Here is a 14642-nt window from a genome sequence, read left to right on the forward strand (position 1 = left end):
ATATTGCATGTTAATTTGTTAATTGTATTGATTGTCAATATGTTAATAACTTGTATGATCTTGTTGATTTATAGCGTATATGTATAAAATTAAACGTTTTTTGTTTCAGAAACGTTTTGAGCTTAAGTGGATAATTTTGTGAATAAAAAAAAATATTTAGGTATTGATAATCAGTTATTTATTCTTAAATTAGATCATATCAATTACGAAGTACTTTGAATTCTGACTAACAACCAAAAAAGTAGTGAAACTGATAAGGTACATTACTTGGGAGTTTTTTAGGGAGAGCAATTGTTTCCATAGCGGTTAAGCCAATAGGGAATATATAGGACGTGTAAGCAGACTATGAAAATTGAAAGGAGCCCGATAAGAAATTATTGAGAATAACCGAAATATACGTATGGGAGTTATAGGAAATAAATTTTCAGCTAACACGAAAGTTTTAGAACCAAGTGTCAAGGGAAAAATCGAAGTAAAGAGTAATGAGATGCTTTAAAAACAACTATGGTTGTCTTTAAGGTTAAACGGGGAACTGAATCGAAAGAGGAAGAACCCCGTTTTGTTTTACATTAAATTTGCAGAATAGTGCAGGATAGTTATTTTCGCTTTAAAAGCTACTTTGGCATCTATTTCTAACCAATTAAAATTTCAATAAATCAATGAAGATTCCCTATTCGTCCAAATGGACGCTTTTAGCCTTATTTCTCAGTACCAGTGTATACGCACAAAAAACGAGCTATAAATTTGATTTTGGCCCAGGGAAAACGCAAAAAGGATATTTACAAGTTTTAGCCGCTGATACCTATTCAAAAGAAAAAGGGTATGGTTTCGATTTAGATTCGAAGGTTACAGACCTTAATCAAGGTGGCAAGAATGCTTTAACCGATGGATTAGTAAAAGCTGATAAACCTTTTTATTTTTCGGTTAATCTGTCAGAAGGGAATTACAAGGTTACCCTAACGTTGGGTGCTGCAAAGTTGGCCAGTAAAACAACGGTAAAAGCAGAATCGAGAAGATTGATGTTGGAAAACATCGAAACAAAACCGGGTGAAGTAGTTACCAAAACATTTATCGTGAATATTAAGGACAAGAATATTGCCGGAGGAACTGTTGTTGGATTGAAGCCACGTGAGTTAACCAAATTGGACTGGGATGATAAATTGACCTTGGAGTTTGATTATACGACCGCATTGAATGCGATGGAAATTACCAAGGTGGAGGATCAAATTACCGTTTTTTTAGCGGGAAATTCTACCGTGGTAAATCAAGATGATGAGCCTTGGGGTTCTTGGGGGCAAATGATACCACGTTTCTTTAAGCCGGGGATAGCCATTGCTAACCATGCAGAATCAGGTTTAACCCTAGGTTCTTTTAAAGGTAGTCGCCGTTTAGATAAAGTATTGAGTATCATGAAACCAGGTGATTATCTTTTTATTGAATTTGGACATAACGATCAAAAAGACAAGGGACCAAATGATGGCGCCTATAAGTCGTACACCGAGCGTTTAAAATATTTTGTGGCCGAAACAAAGAAAAAGGGTGGGATTCCGGTGATTTTAACTTCAACTAGTCGTCGTTCTTTCGGCCCTGAAGGAAAAATTGTGAATTCTTTGGGTGATTTTCCAGATGCAGCACGTAAGGTAGCTGCTGAAGAGAAAGTTGCCTTAATTGACTTGAACGCAATGACTACCTCGTTGTTCAATGCTTTAGGAGAACAAAATTCCGTTAAAGCATTTGTGCATTATCCTGCAAATACCTATCCCGGACAAACAAAGGCATTAGCCGATAATACCCATTTTAATCCCTACGGTGCCTATGAGATTGCACAATGTGTCATTTTAGGTATTAAAGAAGGGAAATTGGGACTTACGAAATATTTTGTAGATGATTTACCTGCGTTTAATCCTGCGAAACCAGATAATTTTGCTACCTGGCAATGGCCTGAAAGTCCGAAAAGTAGCTTAGTAAAACCTGATGGAAATTAAGGAATGAAGAAAATAGTTTTCATTTTCTTTTTTGCCGTTTCTTTTGCTTGCGTTGCTCAGGAATCGTTGAAGACTTTTCCATTGTCGGCGGTAAAGCTATTGGATGAGCCGTTTAAACAGGCACAAGAAACAGATTTAAATTATATTTTGTCCTTAGATCCGGACCGCTTGTTAGCGCCATACCTCAAAGAATCGGGTTTGACTCCTAAGGCAGAATCGTATGGGAATTGGGAAAACACAGGCTTGGATGGACATATAGGAGGCCATTATCTTTCTGCGCTATCCATGATGTATGCCGCCACACATGATAAGACAGTTAAGGAGCGTATTGATTATGTGATAAGAGAATTAAATGCCTGTCAGCAAAAGAACGGAAACGGTTATTTGTCAGGAATACCGAAAGGAAAGGTTATGTGGGCAGAGATTAAAGCAGGGAACATTCGCGCGGCAAGTTTCTCGTTAAACGGACGCTGGGTTCCTTTATACAACATCCATAAAATATATGCGGGTTTGTACGATGCGTATTTCTTTGCGGGAAATACACAAGCCAAAGGCATGTTAATTGCATTGACTGATTGGTGCATCGATTTGGTTTCAGGTCTTCGTGATGCTCAAGTGCAGGAAATGCTTAAAAGTGAGCATGGGGGCTTAAATGAGATTTTTGCAAAGGTTTATGACCTAACCGGGAATAAGAAATATTTGAAATTGGCTATTCAATTTTCGGATTTAGCACTTTTGAATCCGCTTCTGAAAGGAAAAGATGCCTTAACGGGTATTCATGCCAATACGCAGATACCAAAAGTGATTGGTTTTGAGCAAATAGCGCTGCTAAATGGGGATAAAAAATGGTCAGAGGCTTCGGCTTTTTTTTGGAATACGGTGGTCGAACATCGCAGTATTGCCATTGGTGGGAATAGTGTACGCGAACATTTTAATCCGACAAATGATTTTTCATCGATGATTGAATCGCGTGAAGGACCAGAAACTTGCAATTCATACAACATGCTTAAGCTGAGCGAACAATTGTTTTTGTCGAGTACCTTGGCAAAATATATGGATTATTACGAGGAAACGGTTTACAATCATATTTTAAGTACACAACGTCCAGCGGGTGGTTTTGTTTATTTTACGCCTATCCGTCCAGGACATTACCGCACGTATTCGAGTCCACAAGAAAGTTTTTGGTGTTGTGTAGGTTCTGGTTTAGAAAATCACGCAAAGTACGGTGAAATTATCTATGCGCATACGGCAAGCGATTTATTTGTTAATCTATTTATCGCATCGGAATTAGCTTGGGAGGAAAAAGGGCTGCACATCACACAAGAAGTCGATTTAGCGAAAAATGATGTGGCTAAATTTCGGTTAAAACTCAAGAAGTCTGCTCGATTCGGGATTCGTTTCAGAGCTCCATATTGGGTTAAAGAGGGGGCGACACAAGTGTCTATTAATGGAAAAAAAGTAACTGTTACAAAAGATGCAAATGGGTATTTCGGAATAAATCGCCTTTGGCAAAGCAACGATTTGATTGAAGTAAAGATGCCTATGCATGTTGAAACGGTGTTTTTACCGGATGGCTCTGATTGGTTGGCATTTAAACGCGGGCCTTTTGTTTTGGCAGCTGCTTTGGATACCTTAAGTCAACCAAATTTAACGGCAGATGGCAGTAGAATGGGACACATCGCAAGCGGACCTCTATTGCCTTTAAGTGATGCTCCATTCATTATTGGTGAGAAGAAAGAGTTGGCGGATGGTTTAATAAAAGAGAAGAATCAACCCATGACCTTTTCTGCAGCAAATTTGATTTATCAACCTGCATATAAAAAATTAAAATTAGTTCCCTTTTATACCCTACATGACGAACGTTATGTGCTGTATTGGCCTTTTGTTGCAAAAAATGAGTTAGATAAGAAGTTGGCAGATATGCTGGTAAGCGAACGTGTTAAAGTTGATTTGGAACAGCACACCATTGATTTGGTAAACACCGGCGAACAGCAACCAGAATCGGACCATGGTTTTAAGGGTGAAAAGACAACAAATGGTCTTTTCCAAGAACGTCACTATAGAAATGCTACCGCTTGGTTTAGTTACCAGTTAAGAGACCCGAAATTAGTAGCTACGAAAGTACGTTTGACTGTTTATGGCAAGGAGCGGAATAAAGCTTTTTCGGTTTATTTCAATGATCAGCTCCTTGAAAATTTGAAACTGGATGGTACCAAAGGTGACGGTTTTGTGGCTGTAGATGTGGCGATTCCTGCAACCTTAAGAAAAGCGAGTTTTGAATTGAAATTTGTAGCAGATGCTGGTTCGGCGGTTGCCAACATTTACGAAGTGCGTTTAATGAAATAGATGGGCTGAGATAACGAGGAACAAAGCAATCAGCTAGATGCTATTGCTTTGTTCTTTGTAAAGGTCTAATATCAGCTATTCAACAATTCCTTCGCTGGTCATTACTACTCTTTTCATGCTTCCATCTTTGTTGTAATGAAGGTAATCGATGCATACGGAGCGACGGAAGCTTCCGCCATCGTTGTTAATGGCGCCGTTGTGATAGATAAAATACGATTTCCCTTTAAAATCGATAATAGCCTGATGATTTGTGTTTGAATTTCCTGCAATTTCGTTTAAAATTCCTTTGTACTCCCATGGTCCATGGATGCTTTTACTCATGGCATACACAATTTTTTCAGGGAATTCTGAGGCATAGGAAAGGTAATACCAGCCTTTTCTTTTGTGAATCCAAGGCGCTTCGGTAAATTTGGGAATATCGATGGTATGGATGGGCCCATCTAGTTCAATCATGTTACGTTTCAATTTAGCGTAGCGACATTTCTGGTTGCCCCAAAAAATATAAGCCTGACCGTCGTCATCAATAATAACCGAAGGGTCTATATCATCCCAGCTGATTTTAACATCGGTGGTCATATCGTTCGTAATGAGTGCCTTCCCCAAGGCATCTTTAAACGGTCCTCTTGGATTATCCGCAACTGCGATTCCAATGGCTTTTCCGTGGATGGTTCCGTGGGTAATGGCTACATACCAATAGAATTTTCCATCGCGCTCAATTACTTGTGAGGCCCAAGCATCGTCCTTAGCCCAGGCAAATGCTTTGGCGTTGAGCGGTGAAGGATGTTCCTTCCAGTTTTGCATATCACCCGAAGAGTAGCATAACCAATCGTGCATTTGATAGCGGTTGTTTGGAACTGGAGATTCATCGTGTCCGGTGTAGAGGTACACGGAATCTTTATAGACGTATGCAGCGGGGTCGGCTGTGTATTTATCGGTGATAATCGGGTTTCCCTTAATTTTGAAACTTTTTACTTGCGCGCCACTGTTTAAACTCCACAGAATGAGACTAGCAGCGATACCTATTTGAATATTTCTCAGCATTGTTATTGCTTTTGTAATTTTTTAAGTTCTTTATTTTTAAGTACGAGAATGCTTCCATGACGGATACCTTTAGGCAAGGAAATTTTATCGGAAACATCGGTCCAGGTTTTTAGATCTTCCGATTGGATGGCGCCGTATTTATGTTCGCGGTATTTATCGAAATAAACCAACCACTTTTGACCTATTTGAAGACTTGTTGGTCCGTTCTGCCCAATATTTTCCTGTGATGGGAGCACCAGCTTTTGAGTAAGGGCCCGTTAGGTGATCGCTATAGGCAATTTTAATGTTCTTTTGTGCCGGCTCGCGCGTTTCATCTTTTAAAAACATGATAAATTTTCCCTTACTTTTTACGATGGTTGCATCAATGACATTGAATTTAGGCTCGTACAGCAATTGCGTTTCAGAAAAGGTTTTAAAGTCTTTCGTCGTTGTATAATAGATTCGGTGGTTATAGCCATCTTCTTCTTTCGATGCCGTTTCAGGGAATTTGCCCGTGATGGTTGTTGCCCAATAAATCATATACGTTTTTGTCGCTTCGTCATACGTGATTTCGGGTGCCCAGGTATTTCGTGCTTGAGGTTCCTTTGCCATTACAGGAAGGAATTGTTGTTCAGACCAATGTATTAAGTCTTTTGAGGAAGCGTAACCAATACCGTTATCTTTCCAACTAACGGTCCAAACAAGATGAAAGAATCCATCTGCTCCCCGGATAATGCAAGGGTCTCGCATGAGTTTATCTTTACTTACGGTTGGTTTTAAGAAGGATGAATCGTTTTTTAACGCTTTCCAGCTGTAACCATCTTCGCTATAAGCCAAGTGAAGCCCATCTAAGCCATTATTTTTAAAATAAGCAAAGAGGTAAGAATTGCTTTTCGATTGTGCTTTTGCGCTTGTTAAGGCAGCGAAAAGGCTGATTATACATATAAAAATGGATGTTATTTTCTTCATTTTTTTGCTTGGGCTTATTCAATTTCTATTACAAATCCTCCGTAGGCTTTTACCTGAAGCGTTGTGTTTTTTGCGGTAAGATCAGCTTTTATAAAGGATAATTTTTCATCGCCATCGGCAATAAGGGTGATTTTCTTGCCTTTGTAAGTGGATAAATCCAGGTTGAAATCTTTCGTTTGATTTTCGCCATTTATTCCAGCAATGTACCATTTTTTGCCGGTTTGACGTGCCAGTACCGTGTATTTTCCCGGATATCCGTCAATAAATTTGGTGTCGTCCCAAGTGGTTGGGATTTTTTCAAGCAATTGCTTCACGTAGTCAGGAACATGATGCATGCCTTCAGGAGTTTCTGCAAGATGTTGTACACCCGATTGAAAAATAATCGGCAAAGCTAATTCAAAGGCACTGCTTGTTTTTCGGTCTATATTTGGGATTTTATACAAATTCATTGGTGTAAAATCCATTGGGTCGAAAACATTTCGGGTAAAGGGAATGGTAGTTGCGTGGGCAGCTTCTTCATCAGCATTTTTCTGTTCGAATGTGATGAACTCTTCTCCCTTAATCGATTCCATCGTTAACAAATTCGGATATGTTCTTTGCCAACCGCGGGGCAGGGTAGCTCCATGGCAATTTACACTCAATCCGAATTTTGCCGCATCGACAAATAACTGGTGGTAATATTGAATCATTGATTGACCATCGCCACCAAAGAAATCAACTTTAATGCCTTTGATACCCATTTTTTGGAGTAAGGCAAATTCTTTTAAGCGGTCTTCTTGATTGTTGAGCTTATTTTTTGGTGTGTATTTTACGGTATTCCAATCGCCGGCCGAGTTGTACCAAAGCAAGAGCGATACATTTTTGGTTTTAGCGTACTTGCTTAATTCCTCCATTTTGTCGTAACCAATTTTTCGATCCCAATCGGCATCAATTAAGCAATATTCCCATTTCATATTGGACGCGAAATCAATATATTCTTTTTGGAGTTCGTATTTAATGGAATTGTCTTTGTAGATAATCCAGGTCCAAGAAGCCTTACCAGGCTTAAATTGCTCGTGTTTGATATTGGCTAGGGCAGGATAGGCCAAATCGGTTCCAAGAGTTGATTCGGTAATGGTTTTTAGCGAGCCTATGGCCAAAATGCGCCAAGGAGTGTACCAAGGCAAGGTAGATTCTGGATTTACATGTTTGTTGGTGTAGGCTTCGCGGCTGTCGGGGAAACCTATTTTGTAGTTGCCATCTGGGGCGTTTTGTTCCAATCGGGTGGCACAGTAAAGGTCGTCTAGGCCTGCTTCAGAAATTAAAATCCAGGTATCTTGGTAATTAAATAGGGCTGGATATACCCATCCTGCTTCGCTTGGGGCAGGTGTTCCTACGGCAATTTCTTTCTTATAATATTCTTCGTACGATGGATTGGTGCGCTCCCATCCACTTTTAGCAATCGCCATGGGTTGCATCCAGGCTTTAGTGTCCTTTAGAAAGTGAAAAGAACTGAGCTCGTTGGTAATCTTTTTAATGGCTGCTGCCTTGTCTGGAAAATAATAGCGAAAAGCTACCCCATCATTCGAAACTTGGAAGATAATATCCATGTTTTGCCCTTTGGGATTTTGCAAATGGTAGGTTTTTTTATTGGCAAGGTATTGATTATTTCGTCTTTTACCATTGTATAAGGTGTACACGTCTTTTACCACTTCGTTGGGTGAAGCGCTTATCATTTTTAAATTCTGGGCGAAGTTACCGTCTTCCCGAACAATTCCTAAAGATGATTTTGCCAATACCAGCTGACCATTTCTAGTTACCGTATAAGAAAGTGCATTTTTATCATTACTGATACGTACAGCAAGTTCTTTGTTTGGGCTGCTTAACGTATAGTTTTGCGCTTTAACGGCAGTTCCGGTGCTCAATATGAAGAATACGAATCTTAATGCTGTTTTCATGACCACTTATTTTAATTCTAAAACGACAACAGATTGAGCAGGTAATTCAATTTGAAGGGCATCGCCTTTCTTTTTGGCAGCTGTGAAATTGCTTATATGCACTTTATTGGGTTCATTAAAGGTATTTACGTCGGTTAATTTTGCCGATGTTAGTATTTTTCCGCTTACGCTTTTCCATTTAATACCCGCCAAGGCCGTGCGGATGTTGAGTTTGTTTTTTGGGTCTAAATTAACCAGTGAGAGGTGTACGGCTCCGGTTGAATCTTGCGATGCAGAGATGTTGAGCGCCGGGATTTTTTTATCGCCAAAGGCATAGTCAGGGCTGGTAAACGAAATAGGAAGGTACTTTGCATCTTGATGGACTTTGTATAAATCAAAAACATGGTAGGTTGGCGTTAGCAACATTTTATCTTTTTCGGTTAAGATTAAGGCTTGCAACACATTTACCGTTTGAGCTAAATTGGCCATTTTTACGCGGTCAGAATGATTGTTAAAAATATTGAGCGTTGTACCGGCAATGAGGGCATCTCGCAAGCTGTTTTGTTGGTATAAAAAGCCTGGGTTAGTTCCTGGTTCAACATCGGTCCAAATGCCCCATTCATCCACCACCAAAGCCACTTTTTTAGCAGCATCGTATTTATCCATAATGGCCGAATGTTTGGTAACCAATTCTTCCATTTTTAAGCAATTTTGCATGGTAGTAAAATACTGCTGTTCATCAAATTTAGTAGCCGAACCTTTTCCTGTCCATTTTCCGGTTGGGATCGTGTAATAGTGCAAGGTTAAGCCCCACATTTGACGACCTACATTTTTCATTAGCGTTTCGGTCCAATTGTAGTCGCCTGCGTTTGCACCACTGGCTATTTTTTTCAAAGGTGCACCTTCATAATTTCTAGCGTATGTGGCATAACGTCTATACAAATCGCTGTAATAGGCGGGTGTCATGTTTCCACCGCAACCCCAACTTTCGTTTCCTACGCCCCAGTAGGTAACCTTCCAAGGTTTTTCGCGTCCGTTTTCTTTACGGATTTTGGTCATCGGGCTTTCGCCATCAAAATTTAAGTATTCTACCCATTTCGCCATTTCTTCAACAGTTCCGCTACCCACGTTACCGGCAATGTAAGGCTCACATTGAAGCATTTCGCATAAATCTAAAAACTCGTTTGTGCCAAAGCTATTGTCTTCAACGACGCCTCCCCAGTTGGTATTCACCATTTTTGGGCGTGCATTGCGTGGACCAATTCCATCTCGCCAATGGTACTCATCGGCAAAGCATCCGCCTGGCCAACGTAAATTGGGGATGTTGATTTTTTTTAAAGCATCTACAACATCTAAACGAATACGGCCTTTGTTGGGGATGGTGGAATTTTCGTCTACCCAAAAGCCATCGTAAATACAACGCCCTAAATGCTCTGAAAAATGACCGTAAATATGTTTGCTGATGATTTGATTTCCTGCTGGTTGTAGACTTACTTGAATGTCGTTTTGCGCACGGCTGTTTAGCGATAAACAAAGCGGAACAATAAATAGAAATAATTTTTTCATGGTTCTAATTTCTTCAAATTTGGTTAGGTTATTTTTCGTTTTAGCTTAGTGGGATGTGAATCACATAAAACGAATATGGTTTGAGGGTTAAGGTTAACTTTTTATTTTTAATGCTGCCTGTCAAGCTTTTTGGCGCAATTAAGGTTGGTTTTTCAATGCTATTGGTTTGTAGGAGATTGTCGTTGCTTAATTCCTCGATGGTTACTTTAGAACCGGTTTTTTTACGTCCATTTAGCGCAAATTCTACTGCTTGAGCGCTCGCAACTGTATTGCTTATTTTGATAATGAGTTGTTTGGTTTTGTTATCGATTACAGATGATGCATACAAACCATCTTGGCCAGTTATGGTTTCGTTTTGAAGCGTGATAGGTACAACATCGGTTCCTTTATTGGTAGAAAATAGCTTCTGTACATAATAATCCGGTGAGCCATAAATGTTCAAATTATCTACCCAAATTAAGTCAGGAGCCCATTGCCATGCATCTACATGGGCAAAGAGTGGGGCATAAGAAGCCATTTGTACAACATCCGCATTGCGCTCTAAACCTGTCATTAAGGATGCGCTGGCTAAAGCACTTTGCCAATTGTTGCGTTGACTGCCTACAATACTTTTATCCGCATGTGTGGCATACTCGCCTACAAAAACCTTTGAACCTGTGCGCGGATAGTTATCGTAGCGACCCGCATTTTTAAGAAACCAATCTGCCGGACGGTAGTAATGTTCGTCAATATAATCAGCGTTGTTCTTTCTTAATTCGGTGTTTAGGAGGTTAAAACGATCGCCCTCAGGGTCAGTACCTGAGCTGTTAATGATTTTAATGCTAGGATATTTTTCTTTGATTGCTTTCGTAAAGATAGCCAAGCGTTCTAAATATTGTGGACCCCAGTTTTCGTTTCCAATGCCCATCATTTTTAAGTTAAAGGGCTTTGGATGTCCCAATTCAGCTCTTTTCTTACCCCAGGTGCTGGTTACATCGCCATTGGCAAACTCAATTAAGTCCAAGGCATCTTGTACATAGGGGCCGAGTTCATCCAAAGCGGCTACTTCTCCGGTATTGAACTGACATGCCATACCGCAATTCAAAATAGGGAGTGGTTCAGAGCCTATATCTTCGCAAAGCTCAAAATACTCCATAAATCCTAAACCAAAAGTTTGGAAATAATCAGGTGCAGGGCGATGTGCAAATTCTGTATTCCAACGGTTAATTTGTGTAGGTCTTTCTTCTATTGGGCCGATGGTTTTTTTCCATTGGTAGCGGTTGGCCAAGTCGGTTCCTTCTACAATGCATCCACCGGGAAAACGAATGAAGCCTGGTTTCATATCGGCTAAAGCCTGTACCATGTCTTTACGTAATCCTTTTGATCTGTTTTTCCAGGTGTCAGCAGGGAATAGTGAAATCATATCGACGTCTATATTGCCAATGCCCGAGAATAAGATGCCAAATTTACCATTCAAAGCGCTTTCATTTGCGGTGATGGTAGCCGTTTGGCTATTCCAGGTGTTATCGGTTTTTTCAGGGATTAAATCTGTTTGGCCAATGATTTTATTGTCGTTTCCGTATAAGATAAGCCTTAATTTTACGCCCTTGCTAGGTTGACGATATAGAAAGGAGAAATTGTATGCTAAGTCCTTTTTATACCCAATGCCTTTGAAACCCTCATTTACCAGCTCAAAATCTTTCTCTTTGCTGATTTTTAAATAGCGCGGATTGTTCGTATTTTCTTCTTTACGATTGACGATGATGGCTTGGCCTTCGTTGAGTTTATTTCGTTTAATACTCCAACCCATTAACGGTTTGCTGAATTCAAACGAGCGGTTTTTGATGAGTTCGGCGTAAATTCCACCATCAGCACCAAAATTGATGTCTTCAAAAAACACGCCCCACATGTTGGGTTGAACGCGTGCAATCGACAGATCTTGATTGATTTGTATGCGCTTTACTTGTTGTGCTTTTACGGAAAAAAAGGAAAAGGATAGGCCCAAAATTGCCTGAATAAAAACGATTCGTTTCAATGCTGCATTCACATTCATAAGGGTTAATATTTGGTGTAAGTAGAGTAAAAGTAAAATTTTTATAATAATAAACGTCATTTGTACATTTATTTTTTTTTAATATTTTTTTACCTCATATTGTCATTAAATTATTACAGTTTAAATTATGTTTCATTTTGGTGTGATGAAAACGTTTTAGGCAGCATGCATGCTAAAATGTTATAGTTTTAAAAAGGATGGGGATAATACATATTCTGTTAAAATCAGTGAGCAGGATGGTGCAGGATGCTCGATTTAATTTATCTGCATACTTTGGCTTTATTCTTAGTCAATAACCAATGCTAAGATTGTATATCTAACCAATTTATGAACAAGAGTATTCGAAGTTGCATTTTTACTGCAATTTTTTCGGGGTTTTATATGGTCTCTTTTTGCCAAATGAAGGACCATTCGAATCGAACTTTGTGGTATAAACAGCCTGCTAAAAATTGGGAAGAAGCATTGCCTATTGGAAATGGAAGATTAGGAGCAATGATTTTCGGAGGTGTTGAATCTGAACTGATTCAATTAAACGAAGAAACTTTGTGGACCAGCGGCCCCGCCGATTTAAACCCCAATCCACAAGCACCTAGCTATTTAGCTGATATCCGCAAATTACTTTTTGAAGATAAGATTGATGCTGCTGTAAAGCTGATGAAAAAAATGCAGGGGCCCAACACGGCCATGTATCAGCCCTTGGCAAATTTGGTTCTGAAGCAAAGGTTATCGGGGGCAGCTACCAAGTATGTACGGAATTTAGATATCACCAATGCTACAGCTGAAACCAGTTTTATGGTGGATGGTGTCAATTTTAAGCGAGCGATTTTTGCATCTTTTCCGGACCAAGTTATTGTTATGCGCTTAACCTCCGATAGAAAAAAGGCTTTAAACATTCGTATAGGTTTAGGCGCTGAACTTGAACATTTGGTTAAAGTAACAGCTAAAAATGAAGTTGTTTTAAGTGGAAAAGCACGTACTACTTCTGATGAACGCAGAAATCCTAAACCCTTTATTTTTCAAGATAGTTTAAGGCATAATGGTATGCGGTATCAAGCACGCATAAAAGTGATTCGTACCGATGGAAAATTAAGTTCCGATAGTGTATTGACGATTCAAGATGCATCTGAGATTGTGCTTTTGGTTTCGGGCGCCACTAGCTACAACGGTTTTGATAAATTTCCGGATAAAGATGGATTGGATGAAAATGCAAAGGCCATTAATTTTCTTAAAAAAGCAGAGAAAAAGACCTTTGAAAGTTTATTGAATGCGCATATAAAAGATTATCAGCAATTTTTTAATCGTGTACAGTTTTCGTTAAATGATACCAGAAATTTACTGGCAGATGTGCCTACCGACCAACGCTTAGCGAGCTATAAAAAAGGGAATGCCGATTTTGGTCTAGAAGAATTGTATTTTGACTTTGGACGGTATTTATTGATTTCTTGCTCAAGGGCTGGGGGGATTGCTGCCAATTTACAAGGTATTTGGAATGCCAACATTCGTCCTTCCTGGAGAAGTAACTTTACCACGAATATCAATCTTCAAATGAATTATTGGCCTGCCGAGGTTTGTAACTTATCAGAACTGACCGAGCCCTTAATTACCCAAATAAAACACATGAGCATCAATGGCACGGAAACGGCCAAAAATTACTATCATGCAAAGGGTTGGGCCGCGCATCATAATTCAGATATCTGGGCACAAATCAATCCAGTTGGCGAAGGTTCAGGAAGTCCTTCTTGGGCAAATTGGTCCTTGGGTTCGCCGTGGTTGTCGCAGCATTTGTATGAACATTATCTTTTTACCAAAGATAAAACCTATTTACAAAACACAGCGTATCCGATTATGAAAGGGGCAGCGCTCTTTTGTTTGGATTGGCTCGTGGAAAAAGACGGTTATTTGGTTACAGCACCCTCAACCTCACCTGAAAATATTTATATAGCGCCCGATGGAAGTAAACAAGCAGTAACTATTGCCTCAACGATGGATATGTCTATTATTCGCGATTTGTTTCGTAATATACTGGAAGCTGAAGAAGTATTGAAATCAGATTCGGAGTTTGCGGACCTCATCAAAGAAAAGTACGCTAAACTTTATCCGCTACACATCGGTAAGAAAGGGAATTTACTTGAATGGTTTAAGGATGTGGAAGATGTGGATCCACAACATCGCCACGTGTCGCATTTATTTGGTTTACATCCAGGCCGGGAAATTTCACCCCTAGTAGATACCGTGTATGCCCATGCTGCGCAAAAAGCCTTGGAAGTTCGGGGTGATGCTGGAACCGGATGGAGTAAAGCCTGGAAAATTAATTTTTGGGCCCGCTTGTTAGATGGAAATCACGCATATAAAATGTATCAGCAACTGCTGATTAATTCAACGTTAAATAATTTGTTTGATACCCATCCACCTTTTCAAATTGATGGAAATTTTGGTGCAACAGCCGGTATTGCCGAAATGCTTCTCCAAAGCCATTTAGATAAAGTTCAGCTTTTACCTGCTTTACCCGAAAGTTGGAAAAAGGGAACCATCAAAGGATTAGTGGCTCGGGGCGGTTTTGTGGTGGATTTGTTTTGGGAGCATGGAGAATTAATAAAGGCCAAAATCGTGTCAACTAAAGGTGGCGAGTTAAACCTTTTCAGTGCAGTACCACTCCAACTAGATAACCAAAAGAATTTATCTCATAAAATAGTGCAGGGAGCAGTTTCTGGTTATGCTACAAGTTTGAAAACACGTGTTGGACAGATTTTTGAATTAACAGTATCTAAATAATCCCTTATATGAACCGCAAAAAAGTTGTTTTCCTTT

The 14642-nt window shown here is 39.6% G+C and carries 8 protein-coding genes; 3 read left to right on the forward strand and 5 right to left on the reverse strand.

The features are described from left to right. Positions 1-659 precede the first annotated feature (659 nt). Together ACJVDK_RS03810 and ACJVDK_RS03815 are read left to right on the forward strand one after the other, a co-directional pair. Positions 660-1985, forward strand: a complete 1326-nt coding sequence (locus tag ACJVDK_RS03810; protein WP_443938964.1) for a rhamnogalacturonan acetylesterase — start codon at positions 660-662, stop codon at positions 1983-1985. A 3-nt stretch (positions 1986-1988) separates the two neighbouring features. After that, positions 1989-4331 (forward strand): beta-L-arabinofuranosidase domain-containing protein, encoded by a 2343-nt coding sequence (locus ACJVDK_RS03815; RefSeq protein ID WP_443938965.1) that lies wholly within the window; start codon positions 1989-1991, stop codon positions 4329-4331. A gap of 75 nt (positions 4332-4406) precedes the next feature. Here ACJVDK_RS03815 and ACJVDK_RS03820 read toward each other — a convergent pair whose 3' ends face one another. The 5 genes from ACJVDK_RS03820 to ACJVDK_RS03840 all read right to left on the reverse strand — a co-directional run bounded on the left by ACJVDK_RS03820 (position 4407) and on the right by ACJVDK_RS03840 (position 11834). Beyond that, a complete protein-coding gene (locus ACJVDK_RS03820; protein WP_443938966.1) occupies positions 4407-5372 on the reverse strand; it encodes a glycoside hydrolase family 43 protein in 966 nt (321 codons plus the stop codon). A 153-nt stretch (positions 5373-5525) separates the two neighbouring features. Next, positions 5526-6320 (reverse strand): glycoside hydrolase family 43 protein, encoded by a 795-nt coding sequence (locus ACJVDK_RS03825; protein ID WP_443938967.1) that lies wholly within the window; start codon positions 6318-6320, stop codon positions 5526-5528. A gap of 14 nt (positions 6321-6334) precedes the next feature. Next, entirely contained in the window at positions 6335-8257 is a 1923-nt protein-coding gene (locus tag ACJVDK_RS03830) for a glycoside hydrolase family 97 catalytic domain-containing protein (RefSeq protein WP_443938968.1), read from the reverse strand. 6 nt (positions 8258-8263) lie between these two features. Then, a complete protein-coding gene (locus ACJVDK_RS03835; RefSeq protein WP_443938969.1) occupies positions 8264-9802 on the reverse strand; it encodes an alpha-N-arabinofuranosidase in 1539 nt (512 codons plus the stop codon). 40 nt (positions 9803-9842) lie between these two features. Next, the gene (locus ACJVDK_RS03840) at positions 9843-11834 is read right to left on the reverse strand and encodes an alpha-L-arabinofuranosidase C-terminal domain-containing protein (protein ID WP_443938970.1); all 1992 of its coding nucleotides are present in this window, start codon (positions 11832-11834) and stop codon (positions 9843-9845) included. A 399-nt stretch (positions 11835-12233) separates the two neighbouring features. Here ACJVDK_RS03840 and ACJVDK_RS03845 point away from each other — a divergent pair, with 399 nt between their 5' ends. Beyond that, on the forward strand, positions 12234-14606 hold the full coding sequence (locus tag ACJVDK_RS03845) for a glycoside hydrolase family 95 protein (protein ID WP_443938971.1): 2373 nt from the start codon (positions 12234-12236) through the stop codon (positions 14604-14606). The last annotated feature ends 36 nt before the right edge of the window (positions 14607-14642 follow it).

It is taken from the genome of Pedobacter paludisoli (genome assembly GCF_052344095.1).
In the GTDB taxonomy this organism is placed as follows: Bacteria; Bacteroidota; Bacteroidia; order Sphingobacteriales; family Sphingobacteriaceae; genus Pedobacter.